Here is a 22,168-nt window from a genome sequence, read left to right as displayed (position 1 = left end):
AATTAATTTCCAGTTGGATTTGTTATTTTAATTTCCTCTTCTTTTTTTATGGGTAGTTTAGTATTTACTACTGTCGTAACTTTAGTATTGATTAAAGTATCTTTAATAGGATTGGCTATATATTTATTGTATTCTCCTTGTAAACTTCCTTCTAACATTCTTTTTTCTAAATCTTTTCTAGTGATTTTCTTTTTGATGTATTTTTCAATCATCAAACTTGTAATTGGTCCTGCCCATCTTGCTCCCCAATATCCATTTTCTACAAATACTGCTATAGCTATTTTTGGATTGTCTTTTGGAGCAAAAGCAACAAAAATGGAGTGATCCTGAAGTTTTACTCTTTTTCCATTAATCTTCGCATAGTTTTCTGCGGTTCCTGTTTTCCCACAAATATCAATTCCCTCTACATTTAGTCCTCTCGCTGTACCTAAATTATAAACATCAAACAAACCGCTAATAACAGGTTCAAAATACTTTTTATCAACAGTTGTTACATGTTTTGTTCTAAATCTTTTGTCAATTACTCCGCCTTTAATTTTTTTGATGATATGTGGTGTATAATAATAACCACGATTGGCAACTATAGCAATCATGTTAGCTAACTGAATAGGTGTCATTAAAACTTCTCCTTGTCCAATAGCATTAGAAACAATCGTTTTACTATCCCAACCCCAACCTGGATACATTTTTTTATACGTTTTTGATGTTGGTAAATTTCCTTTTTTACCTGTTGGCAAATCATAACCCATAAATTGACCAAGGCCAAAGCTTTTTAAATGGTTACTCCAAACATCAACTCCATCAGATGGTTTAACATACTTATTTATTGTTCGCATGTAAACATTGGCAAAATAAGTGTTGCAAGAATTGTAAAAACCATTATGCAATACCGAAACTCCAGAGTCGTGGCATTTCATAAACCTACCACGAGCATAACTAAACCCGTGATGACATACAAAAGAGGTATTTTCATCAATGACACGTTCTTGTAATCCAACTAATCCTGTTAGTATTTTGAATGGCGAACCTGGTGTATATTCAGCTAAAAGTCCTCTGTCGTATAGTGGTTTTGCTATAGAGTCATGGTACAACATGGTGTAGTTTTTAGAACGTTGTCTTCCCACTAATATTGCTGGATCATAAGATGGTGCGGTTACCAATGCTAGTATTTCTCCTGTTTTAGGGTCAATGGCAACAATTCCACCTCGTTTGTTTACCATTAATTCTTCACCATATTTTTGCAAATCAACATCAATGGTAAGATTAATGTCTTTTCCTTGCAGGGCAATTGTGTCAAATTTACCTTCTTTATAAGAACCTATTTCTCGATTGTATTTATCTTTTTGGATGTATTTTACGCCTTTTACACCACGTAAAATATCCTCGTAACTTTCCTCAACACCTTGTCTTCCAATTAAATCTCCAGAATTGTAATATTTATTTTTTTCAATAATCTTGTCATTCACTTGGGTTATAAATCCAAATATATTAGCCCCAACAGCAACTTGATAGTCTCTCAAGGAACGTTTTTGGATATAAAAACCATTGAACTTTCGTTGAATTTCTTGAAAGGCCGCATACTCTTTTTTATTAAGTTGTGCCAAAAAAACCGAAGGAAGTCTTGGACTGTAAACTTTTGCTTTGGCAATTTTCTTGAGAAATTCTTCTTTGGTAATCTTCAATAAGGAACAGAATTCTGTAGTGTCCAAATTTTTCACATCTCTTGGAATAACCATGATGTCATAAGAAGGTTGATTAGCAACCAAAAGTTTGCCATTTCTATCATAAATATAACCTCTTTCGGGATAATCATATTTAATCTTAATGGCATTATTATCTGACTTTGCTAAAAGCGTATCATCAATAACTTGCAAGTAAAAAAGCCGAATTACTAATAAAATAGTGGCAATGAAAATTATTGTTGGCAATAATACTTTTCTCATCGTTTACCCGGTTTTATAATATAGATTATGATAATACAAGTAATGATTGTAAATAGTGTACTTAAAACGGTACGCAGTAAAATATCTAACAGGAAACTAATTTTGAAAACTTCTAGTATAAATAATACACTATGGTGAATGACCACTGCAATTAAAATAAATGAAAATCTTTCGGGTGTCAAAACATCATTCAGTTTAACGGTTTGATATTCATAGCTTAATCCGAAGGAAAATTTAAAAATTGAAGGTCTAAAATAAGCTAGTACAATACAAGCAGCAGCATGAACACCTCCAGAATTACAAAACATATCCATCAATATACCTAGGAAAAAACTAGCCAACAATAAACCTGATTTATTTCCGTTAACAGGATAAAGAATTATAAATAATATATAGGGAAATGGATTGATATATCCAAAAAGATCAATTCTGTTGAATATCAAAACCTGTGCAGCTAGCAACAAGATAAATCGGGCAATATTTTCTAATAAAGCACTATTCATCTTTCTTGCTTTGATTTTCTAAATTGGATATTTCTTCGGCATCTTTATTTTTAATAATATAAACATGTCCTAAGTTTGTCATATCATTAAATAATTTTATATCCAAAGTGTAGTAGTTGGTTACGTTATCAATATAAACTTTGTCAATAGTACCAATACCTATGTTTTCTGGAAAAATTATTGATTGTCCACCGGTTACTATAGTATCTCCTTTGCGAACACCAGCGAGTCTAGGCACATCTATTAATTGAACAAAACCAGTACTTTTTGCATTCCAAACCAAGGAACCAAAATGATTTGATTTTTTAATCTTAGCATTGATTTGAGATTTGACATTCAAGATACTGATAATAGTAGCATAGTTTTTTGAAGTATTGTCAACTATACCTATAATTCCCGCACTGTTAATTACACCCATATTTGGTTTTATTCCAGAAGCAGAACCACTATTTATAGTGAGATAATTTTCGTGAGCGCTATAGGAATTTCTAATAATTTTTGAAACGATAATATCCGTTTTTTTAACTCCTTTTATAGAATCTATTTCGGGTAATTTTGTAGTGTCTTTTTGATTGAATAAAAGTGATTTCAATCTGGCGTTTTCAAGAGCCAACTCATCGTTTTGGGCTCTTAGACTAAAATACTCATCAATGTTATTCACTTTTTCATAAATGCCACCAGTAAAAAAATTAGCGGAACTAATTATTTTGCTTTTATGATAGGAATGTGATTGAATAGTTAATGATAATGATATAACCAAAAGCAGCAAAAACAGTAAACGATTACTGTTTTTAAGTACAAAATTAAATATTTGCTGCATCGTTTAAAAAGTATAAAATCTTAAAATCCAAATTCCAAATAACATAAATGTGTCAAAAATTTGGAATTTGGAATTTCTATTATTGGAATTTCTATTTTAATAATATGCTTCTAAATCTTGGTATGTTTTTAAGTGCCATTCCAGTGCCACGAACAACCGCTCTTAATGGATCTTCGGCAATATAAACTGGTAAATCTGTTTTTTGAGAAATACGTTTATCCAATCCTCTCAACATCGAACCTCCACCAGCAAGATAAATACCTGTATTGTAAATATCAGCGGCTAATTCAGGTGGTGTTTGCGATAATGTTTCCATGATAGCATCTTCAATACGTTGGATTGATTTGTCTAAAGCTTTGGCTATTTCTCTATAAGATACTTCTACTTGTTTTGGTTTTCCAGTCAATAAATCTCTACCTTGTACAGACATTTCATCTGGTGGTGTTTCTAAATCATCAGTAGCAGCACCAATAGTGATTTTGATTTTCTCTGCAGTGCTTTCTCCTACAAATAAATTGTGTTGGGTTCTCATGTAATACACAATATCATTTGTGAAAACGTCACCTGCAATTTTAACTGATTTGTCACAAACAATTCCGCCAAGCGCAATTACCGCAATTTCAGTTGTTCCTCCACCAATATCAACAATCATGTTTCCTTTTGGTTGCATAATATCAATACCAATACCAATAGCTGCTGCCATTGGTTCATGGATTAAGTATACTTCTTTTCCGTTTACACGCTCACAACTTTCTTTTACTGCACGCATTTCCACTTCTGTAATTCCAGACGGAATACAAACCACCATTCTAAGTGCAGGTGTAAACATTTTTTTCTTTAACGCTGGAATACTTTTGATGAACATGCTAATCATTTTTTCAGACGCATCAAAATCAGCAATAACCCCATCTTTCAATGGACGTATAGTTTTTATGTTTTCATGTGTTTTACCTTGCATCATGTTGGCTTCTTTTCCAACAGCGATAATTTTTCCCGATATTCTGTCTCTAGCAACAATTGATGGGCTATCAATTACAACTTTATCGTTGTGTATTATCAGAGTGTTTGCTGTACCAAGGTCAATTGCGATATCCTCAGTCATGAAATCAAAAAATCCCATAAGTCTTTTAAGGGTTTAAATAGTTATAAATTTTTAACGCACAAAGTTAAACAAATTAATGTTTGAAATGACGTGTTCCTGTAAATACCATTGCAACTTTATTTTCGTTACAAAAATTAATGCTCAATTCATCTTTTATCGAACCTCCTGGTTGAATAACGGCTGTAATTCCTGCATTATACGCCATTTCGACACAGTCTGGGAAAGGAAAAAAAGCATCACTTGCCATTACTGCGCCATTTAAATCAAATCCAAAAGTAGTTGCTTTTTCAATCGCTTGTTTCAAGGCATCTACTCGAGATGTTTGACCCGTTCCAGATGCTACTAATGTACTGTTTTTTGCAAATACAATCGTGTTTGATTTGGTATTTTTACAAATTTTTGAAGCAAATAATAAATCGTCAATTTCTTGAGCGGTTGGTGCCGTATTGGTTACAGTTTTTAAATGCTCTTTGGCATCAGTAATGTTGTTTTTATCTTGTACTAAAAGACCGTTTAAACAAGTTCTAACTTGACGATTTGGCAATTCCACATCATGTTGAACCAAAATAATTCTATTTTTCTTTTCAGATAAAACAGCAATCGCTTCATCATCATAACTTGGTGCAATGACTACTTCGCAAAAAAGTGAGTTAATTTCATTGGCTGTAGCCAAATCTATTTTGCCATTAGCAATTAAAACACCTCCAAAAGCCGAAGTTGGATCACAAGCCAAAGCTGCCAAATATGCAGCCGTCATATTATCTCTAGTTGCTAATCCGCAAGCGTTATTATGTTTTAAGATGGCGAATGTTGGTTTGTTTTCTTTGAATTCCAAAATCAAGTTTACAGCCGCATCAACATCTAATAAATTATTGTATGACAATTCTTTGCCATGCAGTTTGGTAAACATTTTATCAAATTCGCCAAAGAAAAATCCTTTTTGATGAGGGTTTTCTCCATAACGTAATACTTGTCCGTTTTCGATACTCGCTTTGAAATAGGTTTCTTCAGTATTAAAATAATTAAAAATAGCGGTATCATAATGAGATGAAACATGAAAAGCTTTAGTAGCCAAAAGTTTTCTTTGTTCTAAAGTAGTATCACCGTTTTGAGTGGATATCAAATCCAATAACATAGCGTATTCATTAACAGAGGCAACGATTACAGTATCTTTAAAATTCTTTGCCGCTGCGCGAATTAAAGAAATGCCACCAATATCAATTTTTTCAATAATATCAGCTTCACTTGCACCAGAAGCAACTGTTTTTTCAAACGGATATAAATCAACAATGACTAAATCGAGTTGCGGAATTTCAAATTCCTGCATTTGTTGCACATCGGTTTCATTATCTTGACGGTTAAGAATACCACCAAAAATTTTTGGGTGTAATGTTTTTACTCTTCCGCCTAGAATAGATGGATAAGAAGTAACTTCTTCCACCGGTACAACCGGAATTCCTAGGTTATTTATAAATTCTTCTGTTCCTCCAGTAGAATAAATAGTCACATTTTGTTCGTGTAGTTTTCGAACAATTGGCTCCAAACCATCTTTTGAAAAGACAGAAATCAATGCCGATTTAATTTTTTTTGTAGTGTTCATGTAGTGTGTGTTGTGTGTGTTTCTTGAACTCAAGATGTAAGCGTACAAAAGTAGTTTATTACCAAGAATGAAGCAATCTGATTTTTTATTTTTTTTGTAACAAAATTTAATTTCAAGACACCAATAAAGCATCGATTATAATATTAGTAAATTCAGATATTTTTTTTCAAATTTACACATCTTAATAAACAGCAAATGTTATTTTACTTCAGGTTATTAAAAGAAAGTTTTGGCTTTGCCATGAATGCGTTGCGCAACAATAAATTGCGAACCATGCTTTCTCTTTTAGGCGTTACTATTGGTATTTTTTCAATTATTGCAGTATTAGCGGCAGTTGATTCTTTGGATTTACAAATCAAAAAAAATTTAAACACTCTTGATAAGAACACCATTTATGTAACTAGCATGTCATTTGGGCCAAGTGAAATACCTAAATGGAAAAGAGAACAGTTTCCCAAAATGAGTTATGAAGAATTCCAATATTTAAAAAATAGTTTAAGCAACATTGAAAATTCCTGTTTTCGATATTTCACTTCTAGTCAAAATGTAAAATTTGAATCGAGTACAGTGAATTCTGTAAGTATGGTACCTGTTACTTCTGAATTTGACGATATTAAAAGAATGGAGTTTTTAGATGGTCGATTTTTTAATGATTCCGAGTCTAATTCTGGAAAACAAGTGGTGGTTTTAGGATTTGATATTGCCAAAGGACTATTTGATGATGTAAATCCTATCGGAAAACAAGTCAGAATGTATGGTCAACGATTTACGGTTATTGGAGTAACTAAAAAGAAAGGCGAATCAGTCATACAATTGGGTGAAAATGATGATAATTCTGTTTTTTTTCCTTCTCTTTTTTTGAGAAGAATATATGGCGATAATAATAAAATTCTTTTGCCAGTTGTAATTTTAAAACCCAATGAAGGAATAGATATTGATGCATTAAAAGAGGAGATTTCTCAAAAGTTGCGCAACTTTAGAGGAGTAAAAGATGGTGAAATCGACAATTTTTTTGTGAGTGTTTTGTCTGGTTTCACCGATTTGATAGATGGCGTTATTGGTAATATGAAAATGGGTGGTTGGGTTATTAGTTTGTTTTCGCTTTTGGTTGGTGGTTTTGGTATTGCAAATATTATGTTTGTTTCGGTGAAAGAACGCACCAACTTAATTGGGATTCAAAAATCATTGGGTGCCAAAAATAAATTTATCCTTTTCCAATTTCTATTTGAAGCCATAATTCTTTGTGTTATAGGAGGAATTATTGGATTGTTTTTAGTGTGGATAATTGCCTTGGTTTTAACCAAGTTTCTTGATTTTGAATTTGTTTTAAGTTTTGCCAATATCCTTTTAGGAACAAGTTTGGCCGCTATAATTGGACTTATTGCTGGAATTCTTCCTGCTATTTCTGCTTCAAAACTAGATCCTGTGGAAGCGATTAGGAGTGGAATGTAGATAATGGATTAATCTCGAAATTTGATTTTTGATTTATCCCATTTAATTTCATTTGAATAATAATATTTATCGGTTTTCTTATAATGTAACACGGTGTCTTCTTCTTGTGTTGTTCTTCTTATAAAATAAGTCGGAACCTTTAAGTTATAATAAAATTTTAAAAAACCTTTATCTTTAATGGTATCATTTTGAGAAGCAATAATGAGAATTCTTCTGTTATTAGGTTTTTTCATTACATTTTCATAGACAATTTTTTCTAGACTTTCTATTGGAATTTTGATTAAATCTTTCGGCTGCAAATCTAAAAATTGAGGCAATGTGTCATTCTCAGTTCCATATTTGCAAATTATTTGAATGTATCTTTTTTGGTAGTAATAGATTTCTCCTTTTTTGTCTATTATTAAATTACTTTCTCCATAGAAACCTTTTCGAGGTAAAACTATAGTTTCAGCTCTATAAAGATTTAATGAGTCTGTATATTCTTTTAGTTTTCTATCTTCTGCAGAAATAATGTAAGGTATTAGTGGAAGATTTTTTTCAATATTTTTCTTTTTATGACAACTAAAAACTAATACAATAATCAATAAGCAAACAATTTTTTTCATAATCTAAAGATATAAAAAAAACACAAAGCATAAACTTTGTGTTTTTTGTAATTCTCCCTTATAATTAAAACTATCTAATTTCTTGATTTAAAATTAAATCGAGATATAAGTTGATTTTGTCTTTTAATTCTTTTCTTGGCGTGATAAAATCAAGGAAACCGTGGTCTAAAACAAACTCAGCCGTTTGGAAACCTTCTGGTAAATCTTTTCCGGTTGTGTCACGAACAACTCTTGGTCCGGCAAAACCTATTAACGCACCAGGTTCTGAAATATTAATATCACCAAGCATAGCATAGGAAGCGGTTGTTCCTCCTGTTGTTGGGTCAGTACATAATGAAATATAAGGGATTTTAGCTTCGGCTAATTGGGCTAACTTTGCTGAGGTTTTTGCTAATTGCATTAACGAATAAGCTGCTTCCATCATACGAGCACCACCCGATTTGGAAATCATTACAAATGGCACTTTATTTTTAATAGAATAATCAATACCACGAGCAATTTTTTCTCCCACAACAGCACCCATTGAGCCACCGATAAAAGCAAAGTCCATACAACAAACAACCAAATCATTCCCTTTTGATTTTCCAACAGCAGTACGAACAGCATCTTTCAATCCTGTTTTACTCATAACATCTTTTAATCGGTCGGAATATTTTTTTGTATCAACAAAACCCAAAGGATCTTTTGAAGTCATTTTAGCATCCAATTCTTTGAACTCATTATTATCAAATAAGATTTCAAAATATTCTTTGCTACCAATTCTAACATGAAAATCATCCTCTGGACTTACCCAAAGGTTTCTCGCCAATTCGTCTTGATCAATAATTTTTCCTGTTGGCGATTTATACCAAAGCCCTTTTGGAACGTCTTTTTTCTCTTCAGTAGGCGTTGTAATTCCTTTTTCTGTTCTTTTAAACCAAGCCATAATTAAGTTTATTTGTTTTTGGTTTATTGTTTATAGTTTGTAGCTTAACCATAAACTACAAACTATAAACTACAAACTTATAATGTATTAACGTTATTCAAGTCAGCAAATGCTTGTTCTAATCTTTTGTTGAATGTCAATTCACCTTCACGAACCCATTTTCTAGGGTCATAATGTTTCTTGTTTGGTGAGTCAGCGCCATCAGGACTTCCGATTTGAGTTTTCAAATAATCGATTTTTGATGTCATATAATCACGAATTCCTTCAGTGAAAGCAAATTGTAAATCGGTATCGATATTCATTTTAATTACACCATACGAAATTGCTTCTCTGATTTCTTCCAACGTTGAACCTGAACCACCGTGAAAAACAAAGTCAACCGGATTTGGTGCTGTTTTGAATTTATCTTGAACGTAATGTTGAGAGTTTCTCAAGATTTTTGGGGTCAATTTGACGTTTCCTGGTTTGTAAACACCATGAACATTTCCAAAAGAAGCTGCGATGGTAAATCGTGGACTCACTTTTAATAATTCTTCATAAGCATAAGATACTTCAGAAGGTTGAGTGTACAATTTTGAGCTATCTACATCAGAGTTGTCAACGCCATCTTCTTCACCACCAGTAATTCCCAATTCAATTTCTAGAGTCATTCCCATTTTGCTCATTCGAGCCAAATAGGTTTTACAAATTTCAATATTTTCTTCAATTGGTTCTTCTGATAAATCAATCATGTGAGAAGAAAACAAGGGTTTGCCAGTTTCAGCAAAATGTTTCTCAGAAGCGTCTAGCAAACCATCAATCCAAGGCAATAATTTTTTGGCACAATGATCTGTATGAAGAATTACGGTTGCACCATAAACTTTTGCTAAAGTGTGTATGTGTAAAGCTCCAGCTATTCCACCAGCAATGGCTGCTTTTTCATTTTCGTTTGATAATCCTTTTCCAGCGTTAAACTGTGCGCCACCATTTGAAAATTGGATAATTACAGGTGCATTTAGTTTAGCCGCAGTTTCAAGAACACCATTTATAGTGCTTGAACCTATCACATTTACTGCAGGAAGTGCAAATCCTTTTTCTTTAGCATAATTAAAAATTGCTTGAACTTCATCTCCAGTAGCAACTCCAGGTTTAATAGTATGAGCCATTGTATTTTTTTTAAAAGTTAATTCCGTCCCGAAGTTTCGAAACAGGAATACAAAAATAATAATTTCTAATTTTAGAAAGGATAATTTATTCCAATATTTACTACTGATTTGTCAAAGCGCATTTCTTTGAACCATTTTTCACTATCAGCATTGGCAGGGTTGTAGGTTTTGAACCCTAAATCTAATCTGACTACAAAGAAATTGAAATCATATCTAGCTCCAAATCCAGAACCAATAGCTGTGTCTTCCAAAGATTTTATACCAGAAAATACAGCTTTAGGATTTGTAACAATATCACTAACGTTCCAAATATTTCCAGCATCAATAAAAATGGCACCAAATAATTGTTGGAAAATGTTGAAACGCAATTCTGTACTAACACTGATTTTCATGTTGGCTTCGTTAAAGTCATTAACAGCGCCAGTGCTACCTGGACCTAAACCATACGATTGCCAAGCACGAATATCATTTGAACCACCAGCAAAATAACTTCGGGAAAAGGGTACACTATTAGTATTGCCATAAGGTATTGCAATTCCAAAAAAGGCTCTTGTTGCTAATACTTTTTTTCGGGATAAATCCCAATGTTTTATGAATTCAAACTCTGTTTTTAGATATTGTGAATACACTACGCCAAAGACAGTTTTGCTACCATTTGAATCTTGTGGTTGATTGGAACCATTGGCTAGTAACGACAATAAATTTCCTGCTGATTCTATTTTGCCTCTAAAAGTATAAAACTCATTATCTAACAGGTCTTTTTTAGAGGTTTTTGAATAGGCAAAACTTGTGGCAAAAATTAAGTTGTCTTCTGTCAATCGATTTTTTCTTTCATCAATACTGCGAATTTCATCGAAATCATTAGGCGCGGGAAAAACCACTGGAGTTGGACCTAATACATCGTTCAAGAAACCGTCTGTTCCCGATTCAATTATCAAATCTCCTCTGTCGTTAATATAATCAGGATTTGTATTGTAGGTTTGTGCTTGTTCATTCAACGCATCGTATGATGATTCATACACATTAAAATAATTACTCGGATTTAAGTTTTTTACAAACTGAATGTTTAATAAATCAAATCGTACCGTAGTGTTTTTCTTTGGTGTCCAATTGTAAGCTAACGAACTTGTGAAGTTTTGTTTGTCTAATCCGATATTGGTTTGTTTAGAATAACCAACACTTATAGTTGTAAATGGAATCATCGATTTTGGGACGATTTTATCTGTTTTGAAAGGAAGAAATAGTCTCGGGAAATTTATTTTAGCATCAATCCCTAATTCTGAAACATTAAAAAAAGTGTTGTTAGGATTTGCCACATCTCTTGAAGAACCAATATTTCCTCTTAATCCAAGTTCAAAAGTTTCGGCACCATTAAATATATTTCTGATAGAAAAAGTAGTGCTTCCTTCAATACCAATATCTAAAATATTAGAATGTGTAAAATCCGTTGAAAACCCAAAAGTGTGCTTTTTTCTTGGAGTTAAATAAATGTTGGCAATCAGCCCATTTTCTTGATTTTTATCTTCGGTATATTGTATTAACGGATAATTAAAAACTTTAAGATTGCTCAAATATTTTGAGGTTAGCGAAGTTTTAATATCCGAAAAATAGTTGCCTTTTATGATGAAAATACCATCGGTAAGGGCTTTTGGACGGTATTTTAATTTGTTAGTACTATATAAGGTAAAGTCTTTATAAACAGTACTATCGTTTATTGTGGCATTTGGATTGGCTGGACTATGGTCTGTATAAAGATTGACTTTACTAATTTTATACAATTTAAATGGTACCGTTCTAACTGTATCATCTACTCTGATGTTTTCGTCATTAATCAATACATCTATATTGGCAACATGTGATTTGACAATAGTGTCAATATTAAAATTCACATAGTTTTGCTGAAAACGAAAAGCACCATTGTTCCTGAAATCTTCAGTAATTCTAACTCTTTCTTCGTCAAATGAATTTTTGGTATACTTTTCTTTGGTCTTTAATTTCGAGTCTTTTTTCTTTAATTGATAAATCGAATCTAAAGGTGGACTTGTAATATAGGAATTAATGCTGTCCAATGTGTAGGGTTTCCCTAATTTTATATCATACTTGAGTTTTACTTTTTTCTTGGCCAAACTATCAATAGTATAATTGGTTGTAGCATCAAAATAACCTCGGTTAAAATAATATGATTTCAATCGTTTAAGCGATTTTCGAGTACTTGAAGTATCAATAATTACTGGTGCTTCTCCAGTTTTTCTTAAAAAATCATGAATGCCCGAATAGTAAAAAGACTCGCCTAGTCGTTTTACTTGTTTCTTTGAAAGCCATTTTGCTTTTCTATAATACTTCTCTGGATTATTGGTGAACTTTGCTCTGAAAATAGAATCTGTTTTTTCTTTGGCTAAATTGTATATATTCAATCGAAGGTTATATCCTAAAAGCTGACTGTTTTGTTTTTGGTACAATTGATTAAAAACATCTTCGAGATTATTTTTTTTACCATCAACATAAATATCATTTTTGGTAAGTAGACTTTTTCCATCGGGAACTTTTTTTGTAGCGTTGCAACCAAATATAATTAGCCCAATTAGAATAAATAATGATATTTTTGTGATGCTTTTTATCAAGGGGATTTTTATATTAAATTCAAAAATACTGTTTTTATGGTTAGTAAAAACCAAATTAAATTAATTACAAGTCTTCAACACAAAAAATACAGAAACGAGCATCAATTGTTTATTGCTGAAGGTGTAAAAGTAATTCAAGAATTGTTACAATCAAATTTTGTGCTAGAACATTTGTTTGTTTCTGATACTATTTTTGATGGAATTGCTATTTCTCAAAAAACAGTCATAAATGAACAGGAAATGAAGAAGATTTCTACCTTGAGTTCTCCAAGTTCATGTTTGGCTATTTTCAAAATGCCCAAAGTTTCTGTAATTGAAAATAAAGGATTGATTGTAGCATTGGATGATATTCGAGATCCAGGAAACTTGGGAACTATTATTCGACTTTGCGATTGGTTTGGCATTAAACAATTGCTTTGTTCTGAAGCAACCGTTGATGTTTATAATCCAAAAGTGGTGCAAGCCACCATGGGTTCTTTAGTCAGAGTTAAAGTCAATTATGTTGATTTGAATAATTTTATTGCAAACACTACGCTTCCAGTTTTTGGTACTTTTATGGACGGCAAAAATATTTATAAAGAACAATTACCTTCAGAAGGAATTTTAGTTTTTGGAAATGAAGCCAATGGAATTTCACCAGCATTAGAAAAAAATATTAAAAATAGGATTGCGATTCCAAGATTTGGTGACATTCAAAAAACAGAAAGTTTAAATGTAGCCACTGCTACCGCAATTTTCTTGAGCGAATTTAGAAGAAATTCGCATTAGCCATCTAATTTTATTTTTTTTAGTGGAATGTAAAATTGATGAGCACTGCTCTGGTTTTCATTGACTCAATGTTTCCTGTCCAAGGACTATTCGGGTCATTATCTCTTATTAATTCATCAGTCAAACCAAATACACCTCTTATTGACGGAGAAAATTTGAAATATTCAAAATAAAAATCAATACCAAAACCCAACTGGTAATTTTGTGTCCAAGGTTTTACTCTGAATTTTTGTTCGGAATTATCCTCTTTAGCTTTTGAATTGCTAGAAAGATTCAAAGTAGCCGAATAACCTCCGACCAAAAAAGGACGTACATTTCCAGTACGAAGCGAGCAAAATTTCACTAACAATGGAAAGTCAATATACGTTGCTTTAACCTCTCTCAATGCATCAAGGTCATTAGTAAATCCTTGGAAAGTCAATGTTCTGCTGGCGTAATACAAACCAGGTTCAAATCGCAATTCCACATACTCGTGAAGACGAAGTGCACCAACTAATCCTACGTTAAACCCAGTATTAGCTACAACATTTATATCTTGTCCAGGTGTTTTGTATTCTACTTTGAAATCAAATGAACTAAATCCTAAAAAATAACCCCAATACACTCTTTGTTTGTCAAAATTTTCCAAATTTACGATTGGATCTTTCGCAAACATGCTTTTTCCAAATTGAGCATGACTGGAAATAGAAATTAAGGTTAGAAGAATTAATATTTTTTTCATTTTCTAGCTGAAAAAGTCAGTTTTATTTTTTTGTTGCCGTATAAATTGTAGCAACTCCAAAAGTCTGTGGCATTGCTTTACAATCAATAAACGAAACTTTTCTCAAAATATTGTTTAAGGCTTCGCCAAAAGGAAAATTCGCTGCCGATTCTGATAAATACCCATACGCATTATCATCTTTCGAAAACACTTTACCTATTAAAGGAAGAATAAGTTTGGTGTAAAAAGCATATCCTTGTTTGAACGGAAACTTTGTTGGAACGGATGTTTCCAATATCACTAAAATTCCTGTTGGTTTTAAAACCCTATAGATTTCTGCCAATCCTTTATCCAAAGTTTCAAAATTTCGAATACCAAATGAAACGGTAATAGCATCAAAATGATTGTTAGGATAAGGAATATTTTCGCTATCGCCCAATACCATTTCTATTTTTTCATCTAGCTGTTTTTTAAGGATTTTTTGTTTACCTACTTCTAGCATGCCAGCCGATAAATCAAGGCCAATGATTTTTTGAGCAGAAGTGCTAGTCATTAAAATGGCTAAATCTCCTGTTCCAGTAGCTATGTCAAGAATGTTTTCGGGATTTTTTGCAGCAACAAGCGACACTACTTTTTTTCTCCATTTCACATCAATTCCAAGCGATATCACTCTGTTTAAACCATCATAATCCGATGAGATGTTGTCAAACATTTGAGTGACTTGTTCTTTTTTTCCGAGTGTTGAATCTTTATAGGGAGTTATGTTCTTTGACATTCTTCAATTTTTGACAAATATAAACCAATAATTTAATAAGAAGAATGCTTTAAAATGTTCTTTCTAATTAATTATCACTGACTATTAATTACTATTCGCTATTCTAGCATAGGTTTCAAACGTGAAGTCATACAGGTGTTTTTCGTCTTTAGCATGAAATTCTTTTGAAATTAATTTCCATTTTGTCAAATCAATTTCAGGGAAAAAAGTATCCGCTTCAAAAGAATGATGCACTCTTGTGATGTCAATTTTATCAACAATTGCTAAGGATTGATTGTAAATTTCGCCACCGCCAATAATAAAAACCGTTTCATCTTTTGGGCATGATTTCAGTGCTTCTTCCAAGGAATGCACAACGATACAATCGGGAACGTGGTAATCTTTTTGACGCGAAATAATAACATGGGTTCTGTTGGGCAATGGTTTAGGAAAGCTTTCAAACGTTTTTCTTCCCATGATGATGTAATGTCCAGAGGTAATATTTTTAAATCTTTTAAAATCATCGGGTAAGTGCCAAAGCAATTGGTTGTTTTTGCCTAAGGCATTGTTTTCGGCGATAGCCGCAATAAGTGTAATCATTATTGTTCTTTTGAATTTTCTAAATCATTATTTAATTGTTCAATTTTTTTGGTTTGTTTCAACATGAGTTTGTCAATTTGCGCTCTTTCCCAGTTTTTATTCATAAAACTATCGGTGATGAAAACCTTGATGGTGTGAAACAGAAAAATAAATCCCCAAATGGTTACTGCCCAAATCCACCAATTGGTTTCGGGATAGAGCGACAACCAATTATTGGCTACAAAAAAGAATAAACTACCTATTACCAATAAAATTAAATGTAGCGATAAAAACTTCTTTTGTTTGATTCTATCTCTAGCATATTCGTATAATTCGTGTTGACTGTTGTCCATAAGATAAAAATTTGTCCTTAAAGGTAAAATTTATTTTTAAAATGATGAAATTTCATTTTATCATATTGTAGTAGGAAAACGTTTTCTTAATTACAGATTGAAAAATAATGTAGTATATAATTACACATCTTCTTTTAAATTGGGATACTTTTTAGCAAATTCCTAAAAATGATTCGTGCTGTAAAACATATATAAAAACCGCTTAACTTTGCCACAGTAATCTATAAATGAATTAGTTATGGCTATTAAAAAACAAGTTATAAAAACAAAACCGGTTGTTAAAGTTACTTTTTCAATCGAAGCAAAAGAGGCAAATACAGCTTCAGTAGTAGGTGATTTCAATAATTGGAATCCAGCAGAAGGTGAATTATCAAAACTAAAAACAGGAACTTTCAAAGCTACTTTTGATTTACCAAAAGACAATACTTTTGAGTTCAAATATTTAGTTGATGGTGCTTATCTAAATGATCCAGAAGCAGATAGTTATGCTTATAACGAATTTGCTGGTGCAGAAAACAGTGTTTTAGCGCTATAGGTTTTATTTGTTTTAAAATTAAAATCCGCTGAGAAGCGGATTTTTTTATTTTAAAGATGGAAATAATTCATAAACAAATTTTATTCTTGTCCCTTTATTGTTATTGGTAATGTAAATTCAGAATCAATTGGCATTCCTCTATATTTTGCTGAAGTAAAAGAATTGTAAGCCATAATTACTCGAATGGCTTCATCGTCAATCTCTTTTCCTGCGCTACTGAGAATACGAATTTTGGTTATCTGGTTTTCACTCGTTACCGTAAATATGGTATAAACTGTTACCTTTTTTTTAATGTTTTCAGGAACTTTAAAATTTACTCCAAGAAAGGTATAAAATAGTTTCATTCCACCCATCGCTTTAGCAATAACAAACGCTTGGTCGTAAGTATACTGATTTCCATTTTTGTCAATACTTTTGCCGTTAGTTAAAGTTCCATTAATGTAGGTTTCAGTAAATATAATTCCTTTTTTATCATCTTTGCCCATCCAAACGCCATTTTTAAAGCCGTTTTCTATGTTTCCTGAAGAAATAGAAATATTGCTTAAATAATCAAAGAAACCATCATCTGTATATTGTCCGAAGCCGTTAGTTACTGTTTGTAAATTGTCTTGGTTCCAATATGAATCAACCCTTAATTTTGTTTCTTTTATTTCTTCACCATCTTTATTATTAGTTAAAATTAAAAAGCAGCCTTCAAATTTTGGCTGGCCATTTTCATACCAAAACAAAACTTTTCCTTCTTTTCCACCTTTATCATTATAAGTTATAGTATTCTTCTTATTTCCATTTTTATAATAAGAAATGGCAATCCCTTTGTTTTTAAGAAAGTCTTTCGAAGTTGAAGTGCGCTCGCTCTCGAGTTCTCCGGTTTTATAATATTGGAATACATCATATTCAGGTTTATCTCGTTTATAATCTTTGATAATTTGATAATAAACCTGATTGATTTCATCAGTTGGAATATAAGTTGAATCTAAATATACTTTTTTGTCTTGTCCAATCGTAATACTCGAAATAAATATAAAAAATAGTAAAAATTTTGACTTCATAGTTAGTTGAGTTTTAAACCGCCACAATTCCTTTAATATGTGGATGAGGTTCATAACCTTCCAAGGTGAAATCTTCAAAAGTAAAATCGAAAATGTTTTTTACTTCAGGATTTAAAATCATTTTTGGTAATGGTTTTGGTTCCCGTGACAATTGCAATTCCAACTGTTCAAAATGGTTGTTGTAAATATGCGCATCGCCAAAAGTATGAATGAATTCGCCAACTTGTAAATCACAAACTTGAGCAATCATCATGGTTAATAAAGCATAAGAAGCAATATTAAATGGTACGCCTAAGAAAATATCTGCACTACGTTGGTACAACTGACACGATAATTTTCCGTCAGCAACATAAAACTGAAAAAAGGCATGACATGGAGGCAAAGCTGCTTTTCCATTGGCTACATTTTCTGCAAAAGACTTTGAAGTATCAGGCAAAACCGATGGATTCCAAGCAGAAACTAACATGCGTCTGCTGTTTGGATTTTTCTTTAAAGTATCAATTAATTCGGTAATTTGGTCAATTTCTTCGCTGTTCCAGTTGCGCCATTGATGTCCATAAACTGGACCTAAATCGCCATTTTCATCTGCCCATTCGTCCCAAATTTTAACGCCATTTTCTTGTAAATAACCAATATTAGTATCGCCTTTTAAAAACCATAACAATTCATATACTATAGATTTTAAATGCAGTTTTTTGGTTGTAACCATAGGGAAACCATCATTTAAATCAAATCGCATTTGATAACCAAATACGCTTTTGGTTCCTGTTCCTGTTCGGTCACCTTTTTGTGTTCCGTTTTCTAAAACGTGCTTAACTAAATCGTGGTATTGTTTCATGGTTGCTAATATATAAATCTGAACACTAAAAAGTGATTACTAAACTATGATTCTCTTTTTGAAATTTCGTCTCTTATTCTTGCTGCTTTTTCATAATCTTCTTCTTGAACAGCATTTTCTAATGACGAATGTAATTCAGATAGACTCAATTTTGAATAGCCTTCACTTGGTTCTTTCCCTTCTTTGTCAAGACCAAAAGTTTCCGGATTTGAAAGTACGCCTTCATCATCAATGTTTTGATTTTCAATATCTGAAGAACCGGTATTGAAATAGATTCCAGCTTTATCCAAAATGTTTTTATAGGTAAAAATAGGAGCTTGAAAACGCAATGCTAAAGCAATGGCATCCGAAGTTCGAGCATCAATTATTTCTTCTATTTTGTCTCTTTCGCAAATAATACTGGAATAAAAAACGCCATCAACCAATTTATGAATGATAACTTGTTTGACTACAATATCAAATCTATCAGCAAAACTTTTGAATAAATCGTGGGTTAGTGGTCTTGGTGGTTTAATCTCTTTTTCTAGTGCGATAGCAATAGACTGTGCTTCGAAAGCTCCAATAACAATGGGTAATTTACGTTCGCCGTCAACTTCATTTAAAATTAAAGCATAAGCACCATTTTGTGTTTGGCTGTATGAAATTCTATCTATGGTTAGTTTTACTAAACTCATTATTTTTCAGTATAAAGCATTGATTTATAAGTATCAAAACTTTTTATTTATTAATTGTTCAAATTTATTGCAAAGTAACAAAAACTTTTCGCTTCTAAAAATTCAAACACTAAAAAAAGAGCCACCAGAAATTTTTATTTTCTGATAGCTCTTTTATTGAATTTTATAAAAAAATGGTTTAGGCGTTTTGTGCTTTGAATGCAGCTAGTTTTTCGGTTAGTCTTGGTAAAATGTCAAATGCATCGCCTACAATTCCATAATCTGCCACTTTGAAAAAAGGAGCTTCTGGGTCAGCGTTAATAACTACTTTTACTTTAGAAGAGTTTATTCCTGCAATGTGTTGGATGGCTCCAGAAATTCCTACTGCAATATATAAATTGGTTGCCACTGGTTTTCCTGTTTGACCAACGTGTTCACTATGTGGACGCCAACCTAAATCGGAAACTGGTTTTGAACAAGCCGTTGCAGCGCCAAGAACTGAAGCTAAATTTTCGATTAAACCCCAGTTTTCTGGACCTTTTAATCCACGACCACCAGAAACAACAACATCAGCATCGGCAATAGTTACTTTTCCTGATGATTTTTCAACTGATTCTACTTTTACATTGAAATCAGCATCGTTTAATGTTGGCGTGAAATTTTCTTCTGTTAATGAAACAGCGTTTTCAAATAATCCGAAAGAGTTTTTTCCAATGGAAAGCACTTTTACATCTGTTGAAATTTCTGTTACATTGAATGCTTTGTTTGAAAAAGCAGTTCTTTTTACTTGAAAAGGTGATGTTGAAAGTGGTAACCCAACAACATTTGGAACAAAACCTGCATCTAAACCTACAGAAACAATAGGAGCAAGATATAAACTGTCGGTTGTGGCAGAAAGCACAATTACTTTTGCACCTTCTTTTTGCGCTGCTTGTTTTACAACATCGGCGTAAGCTTTTGCATTGAAATTGGCTAACTTATCATTAGCAACTTTCAAAACTTTTGATACACCATAGTTTGATAATTCTGAAACATTTTCAGTATTTACACTTACAGCGGTTACTGTTGTTCCAAGTGTATCGGCTACTTTTTTTGCATAGGAAGCTAATTCAAACGCTACTTTTTTGAATTTTCCATCAGCTGATTCTGCGTATATTAATATTGACATATTGATTTTAGATTTTAGATTAAAGATTTTTGATTTCAGAATTAACTGAACACTGATTACTATATTACTTTTGCTTCGTTGTGTAATGCGTTAACTAATCCGTCTAAATCGTCTGCTGCAAATAATTTCACTGCCGATTTTGGTGCTGGTTTTTCAAAGGAAACAGCTTTAGTATTGTTGTTTGCACTAACAGGTTCCAAAACGGTTAAAACTTTGGTTCTTGCTGTCATGATTCCTCTCATGTTTGGAATACGCAAATCTTTTTCTTCCACTAGTCCTTTTTGACCACCAATTACTAATGGCAATGAAGCCGAGATAATTTCTTTTCCACCATCAATTTCTCTAGATGCTTTAGCATTGTTTCCTTCAATTGTTAGTTCTGTACATGAATTTACAAAGTTGAAATCCAATAATCCTGCTAACATTCCAGGAACCATTCCTCCGTTGTAATCAAGAGATTCTTTTCCACAGATAACTAAATCGTAACCACCATTTTTGACAACTTCCGCTAATTGTTTAGCCACAAAAAAACCGTCGGTTGGCGTTGCGTTTACACGAATAGCTTCATTAGCACCAATGGCTAATGCTTTTCTCAATGTAGGTTCAGTATCTGGTCCGCCAACATTTACAACAGTTACTGTTGCAGCTTGTTGTTCTTGAAACCAGATGGCTCTTGTTAACCCAAATTCATCGTTAGGATTAATTACAAATTGAACACCATTAGTGTCAAATTCACTGTCGCCATTTACAAAATTAATTTTTGAAGTAGTATCAGGAACGTGACTGATGCAAACTAATATTTTCATATGTTTTATGTGTTTGTTGAAAATTTGAAGCACAAAATTAGTATAATAATTTTAATTATATACTATGCGTGCATAATATTTTTTCAGTATTATATCGATTTCGTAGAATGTAATTTAGTATTAAAAACTATTATTCGAACTTTATCAATAGTTGACAGTATTATTTATGACTTAAATATCTTTTTTAATCATATTTAATTTTTATTTTTGCCTTTCAAAATATTGAATGTAATAGTATCCTATATGAAAACAATACAATTTAGAGAAGCGATTTGTGAGGCAATGAGTGAAGAAATGCGTCGTGATGAGTCAGTATATTTAATGGGTGAAGAAGTAGCAGAATATAATGGAGCTTACAAAGCTTCCAAAGGAATGCTTGATGAATTTGGACCAAAAAGAGTTATCGATACGCCAATTGCTGAGTTAGGTTTTGCCGGAATTGCCGTAGGTTCAGCGATGAATGGTTGTCGTCCAATTGTAGAATACATGACTTTCAATTTTTCATTAGTTGGAATTGACCAAATCATCAATAACGCAGCCAAAATGCGCCAAATGTCTGCAGGACAATTTCCAATGCCAATGGTATTTCGTGGACCAACAGCTTCTGCAGGACAATTAGGAGCAACCCATTCACAAGCTTTTGAAAATTGGTTTGCCAATACTCCAGGATTAAAAGTAGTAGTTCCATCAACGGTTTATGATGCTAAAGGACTTTTAAAATCTGCTATTCGTGATAATGATCCAGTTATTTTCATGGAAAGTGAGCAAATGTATGGTGATAAAGGCGAAGTGCCAGAAGAAGAATACACCATTCCGCTTGGTGTTGCCGATATTAAAAGAGCAGGAACAGATGTAACGATTGTTTCTTTTGGTAAAATTATTAAAGAAGCTTTACTAGCTGCCGATGAATTAGCCAAAGAAAATATTTCTTGTGAAATCATTGATTTGAGAACCGTTCGCCCAATGGATTATGATTGCATTATCAATTCTGTTAAGAAAACAAACCGTTTGGTAGTATTAGAAGAAGCTTGGCCATTTGCTAGTGTTGCTTCCGAAATCACCTATATGGTTCAAGAAAGAGCTTTTGATTATCTTGATGCTCCAATACAAAGAATTACCACTGCAGACACGCCTGCGCCTTATTCGCCAACTTTATTAAAAGAATGGTTGCCGAATGCTCAAGATGTTATCAAAGCAGTGAAAAAAGTAACTTACAAGTAATATTTTATTTAACTATATTTGAACTTCA

22 protein-coding genes are annotated in these 22,168 nt (G+C 32.4%); 4 read left to right on the top strand and 18 right to left on the bottom strand.

Annotated elements, in window-relative coordinates; genetic code table 11:
* Positions 1-2 precede the first annotated feature (2 nt).
* From mrdA to purH, 5 genes are all read right to left on the bottom strand, one after another.
* A complete protein-coding gene (mrdA, locus tag ACSVH2_RS00425) occupies positions 3-1,943 on the bottom strand; it encodes a penicillin-binding protein 2 (RefSeq protein ID WP_438091187.1) in 1,941 nt (646 codons plus the stop codon).
* Positions 1,940-2,446 (bottom strand): rod shape-determining protein MreD, encoded by a 507-nt coding sequence (locus ACSVH2_RS00420; RefSeq protein WP_438091186.1) that lies wholly within the window; start codon positions 2,444-2,446, stop codon positions 1,940-1,942. Before ACSVH2_RS00420 ends, mrdA begins: the two co-directional genes overlap by 4 nt.
* Positions 2,439-3,266, bottom strand: a complete 828-nt coding sequence (mreC, locus tag ACSVH2_RS00415; RefSeq protein WP_438091185.1) for a rod shape-determining protein MreC — start codon at positions 3,264-3,266, stop codon at positions 2,439-2,441. Before mreC ends, ACSVH2_RS00420 begins: the two co-directional genes overlap by 8 nt.
* 91 nt (positions 3,267-3,357) lie before the next feature.
* Positions 3,358-4,386 (bottom strand): rod shape-determining protein, encoded by a 1,029-nt coding sequence (locus ACSVH2_RS00410; protein ID WP_438091184.1) that lies wholly within the window; start codon positions 4,384-4,386, stop codon positions 3,358-3,360.
* 55 nt (positions 4,387-4,441) lie between these two features.
* Positions 4,442-5,968, bottom strand: a complete 1,527-nt coding sequence (gene purH, locus ACSVH2_RS00405) for a bifunctional phosphoribosylaminoimidazolecarboxamide formyltransferase/IMP cyclohydrolase (protein WP_438091183.1) — start codon at positions 5,966-5,968, stop codon at positions 4,442-4,444.
* Between the two features lie 195 nt (positions 5,969-6,163).
* Between purH and ACSVH2_RS00400 the strand changes: the two genes are divergently transcribed.
* Positions 6,164-7,420, top strand: coding sequence for an ABC transporter permease (locus ACSVH2_RS00400; protein ID WP_438091182.1), 1,257 nt, complete (start codon positions 6,164-6,166; stop codon positions 7,418-7,420).
* A gap of 8 nt (positions 7,421-7,428) precedes the next feature.
* Here the strand turns inward: ACSVH2_RS00400 and ACSVH2_RS00395 are convergent, their stop codons facing one another.
* The 4 genes from ACSVH2_RS00395 to ACSVH2_RS00380 form a co-directional block, all read right to left on the bottom strand.
* A complete protein-coding gene (locus ACSVH2_RS00395) occupies positions 7,429-8,025 on the bottom strand; it encodes a hypothetical protein (RefSeq protein ID WP_438091181.1) in 597 nt (198 codons plus the stop codon).
* Positions 8,026-8,095: 70 nt separating this feature from the next.
* The gene (gene accD, locus ACSVH2_RS00390; RefSeq protein ID WP_438091180.1) at positions 8,096-8,950 is read right to left on the bottom strand and encodes an acetyl-CoA carboxylase, carboxyltransferase subunit beta; all 855 of its coding nucleotides are present in this window, start codon (positions 8,948-8,950) and stop codon (positions 8,096-8,098) included.
* A 77-nt stretch (positions 8,951-9,027) separates the two neighbouring features.
* A complete protein-coding gene (gene fbaA, locus ACSVH2_RS00385; RefSeq protein ID WP_438091179.1) occupies positions 9,028-10,095 on the bottom strand; it encodes a class II fructose-bisphosphate aldolase in 1,068 nt (355 codons plus the stop codon).
* Between the two features lie 71 nt (positions 10,096-10,166).
* Positions 10,167-12,716 (bottom strand): POTRA domain-containing protein, encoded by a 2,550-nt coding sequence (locus tag ACSVH2_RS00380; protein ID WP_438091178.1) that lies wholly within the window; start codon positions 12,714-12,716, stop codon positions 10,167-10,169.
* A gap of 36 nt (positions 12,717-12,752) precedes the next feature.
* Here ACSVH2_RS00380 and ACSVH2_RS00375 point away from each other — a divergent pair, with 36 nt between their 5' ends.
* Entirely contained in the window at positions 12,753-13,484 is a 732-nt protein-coding gene (locus ACSVH2_RS00375; protein WP_438091177.1) for a TrmH family RNA methyltransferase, read from the top strand.
* 19 nt (positions 13,485-13,503) lie between these two features.
* On the opposite strand, the gene ACSVH2_RS00370 is transcribed toward ACSVH2_RS00375, so the two are convergent.
* The 4 genes from ACSVH2_RS00370 to ACSVH2_RS00355 all read right to left on the bottom strand — a co-directional run bounded on the left by ACSVH2_RS00370 (position 13,504) and on the right by ACSVH2_RS00355 (position 15,870).
* Positions 13,504-14,205, bottom strand: coding sequence for a porin family protein (locus ACSVH2_RS00370; protein WP_438091176.1), 702 nt, complete (start codon positions 14,203-14,205; stop codon positions 13,504-13,506).
* A gap of 22 nt (positions 14,206-14,227) precedes the next feature.
* Positions 14,228-14,959, bottom strand: a complete 732-nt coding sequence (gene ubiE, locus ACSVH2_RS00365) for a bifunctional demethylmenaquinone methyltransferase/2-methoxy-6-polyprenyl-1,4-benzoquinol methylase UbiE (RefSeq protein WP_438091175.1) — start codon at positions 14,957-14,959, stop codon at positions 14,228-14,230.
* Between the two features lie 84 nt (positions 14,960-15,043).
* Positions 15,044-15,538, bottom strand: a complete 495-nt coding sequence (locus ACSVH2_RS00360) for a dihydrofolate reductase (protein WP_438091174.1) — start codon at positions 15,536-15,538, stop codon at positions 15,044-15,046.
* Positions 15,538-15,870 (bottom strand): 2TM domain-containing protein, encoded by a 333-nt coding sequence (locus tag ACSVH2_RS00355; RefSeq protein WP_438091173.1) that lies wholly within the window; start codon positions 15,868-15,870, stop codon positions 15,538-15,540. The genes ACSVH2_RS00360 and ACSVH2_RS00355 overlap by 1 nt, the downstream gene beginning before the upstream one ends.
* Positions 15,871-16,108: 238 nt before the next feature.
* Between ACSVH2_RS00355 and ACSVH2_RS00350 the strand changes: the two genes are divergently transcribed.
* Positions 16,109-16,405: an isoamylase early set domain-containing protein gene (locus ACSVH2_RS00350; RefSeq protein ID WP_438091172.1), complete on the top strand. Its 297-nt coding sequence runs from the start codon at positions 16,109-16,111 to the stop codon at positions 16,403-16,405.
* Positions 16,406-16,485: 80 nt separating this feature from the next.
* Here ACSVH2_RS00350 and ACSVH2_RS00345 read toward each other — a convergent pair whose 3' ends face one another.
* The 5 genes from ACSVH2_RS00345 to ACSVH2_RS00325 form a co-directional block, all read right to left on the bottom strand.
* Positions 16,486-17,454, bottom strand: coding sequence for a hypothetical protein (locus ACSVH2_RS00345; protein WP_438091171.1), 969 nt, complete (start codon positions 17,452-17,454; stop codon positions 16,486-16,488).
* A gap of 13 nt (positions 17,455-17,467) precedes the next feature.
* The gene (locus tag ACSVH2_RS00340; protein WP_438091170.1) at positions 17,468-18,292 is read right to left on the bottom strand and encodes a thymidylate synthase; all 825 of its coding nucleotides are present in this window, start codon (positions 18,290-18,292) and stop codon (positions 17,468-17,470) included.
* A 44-nt stretch (positions 18,293-18,336) separates the two neighbouring features.
* Entirely contained in the window at positions 18,337-18,966 is a 630-nt protein-coding gene (locus tag ACSVH2_RS00335; RefSeq protein WP_438091169.1) for a bifunctional nuclease domain-containing protein, read from the bottom strand.
* A 178-nt stretch (positions 18,967-19,144) separates the two neighbouring features.
* Complete coding sequence (locus tag ACSVH2_RS00330; RefSeq protein ID WP_438091168.1) at positions 19,145-20,113, bottom strand: electron transfer flavoprotein subunit alpha/FixB family protein; 969 nt, start codon at positions 20,111-20,113, stop codon at positions 19,145-19,147.
* A 59-nt stretch (positions 20,114-20,172) separates the two neighbouring features.
* A complete protein-coding gene (locus tag ACSVH2_RS00325) occupies positions 20,173-20,919 on the bottom strand; it encodes an electron transfer flavoprotein subunit beta/FixA family protein (RefSeq protein WP_438091167.1) in 747 nt (248 codons plus the stop codon).
* Positions 20,920-21,162: 243 nt separating this feature from the next.
* Here ACSVH2_RS00325 and ACSVH2_RS00320 point away from each other — a divergent pair, with 243 nt between their 5' ends.
* The gene (locus ACSVH2_RS00320; RefSeq protein ID WP_438091166.1) at positions 21,163-22,140 is read left to right on the top strand and encodes a pyruvate dehydrogenase complex E1 component subunit beta; all 978 of its coding nucleotides are present in this window, start codon (positions 21,163-21,165) and stop codon (positions 22,138-22,140) included.
* Positions 22,141-22,168 lie beyond the last annotated feature (28 nt).

The organism is Flavobacterium sp. RSB2_4_14 (assembly GCF_051547085.1).
Classification (GTDB): Bacteria; Bacteroidota; Bacteroidia; order Flavobacteriales; family Flavobacteriaceae; genus Flavobacterium.
The sequence above is the reverse complement of the archived record's forward strand: the minus strand, read 5'-3'. Positions and strand labels throughout refer to the sequence as shown.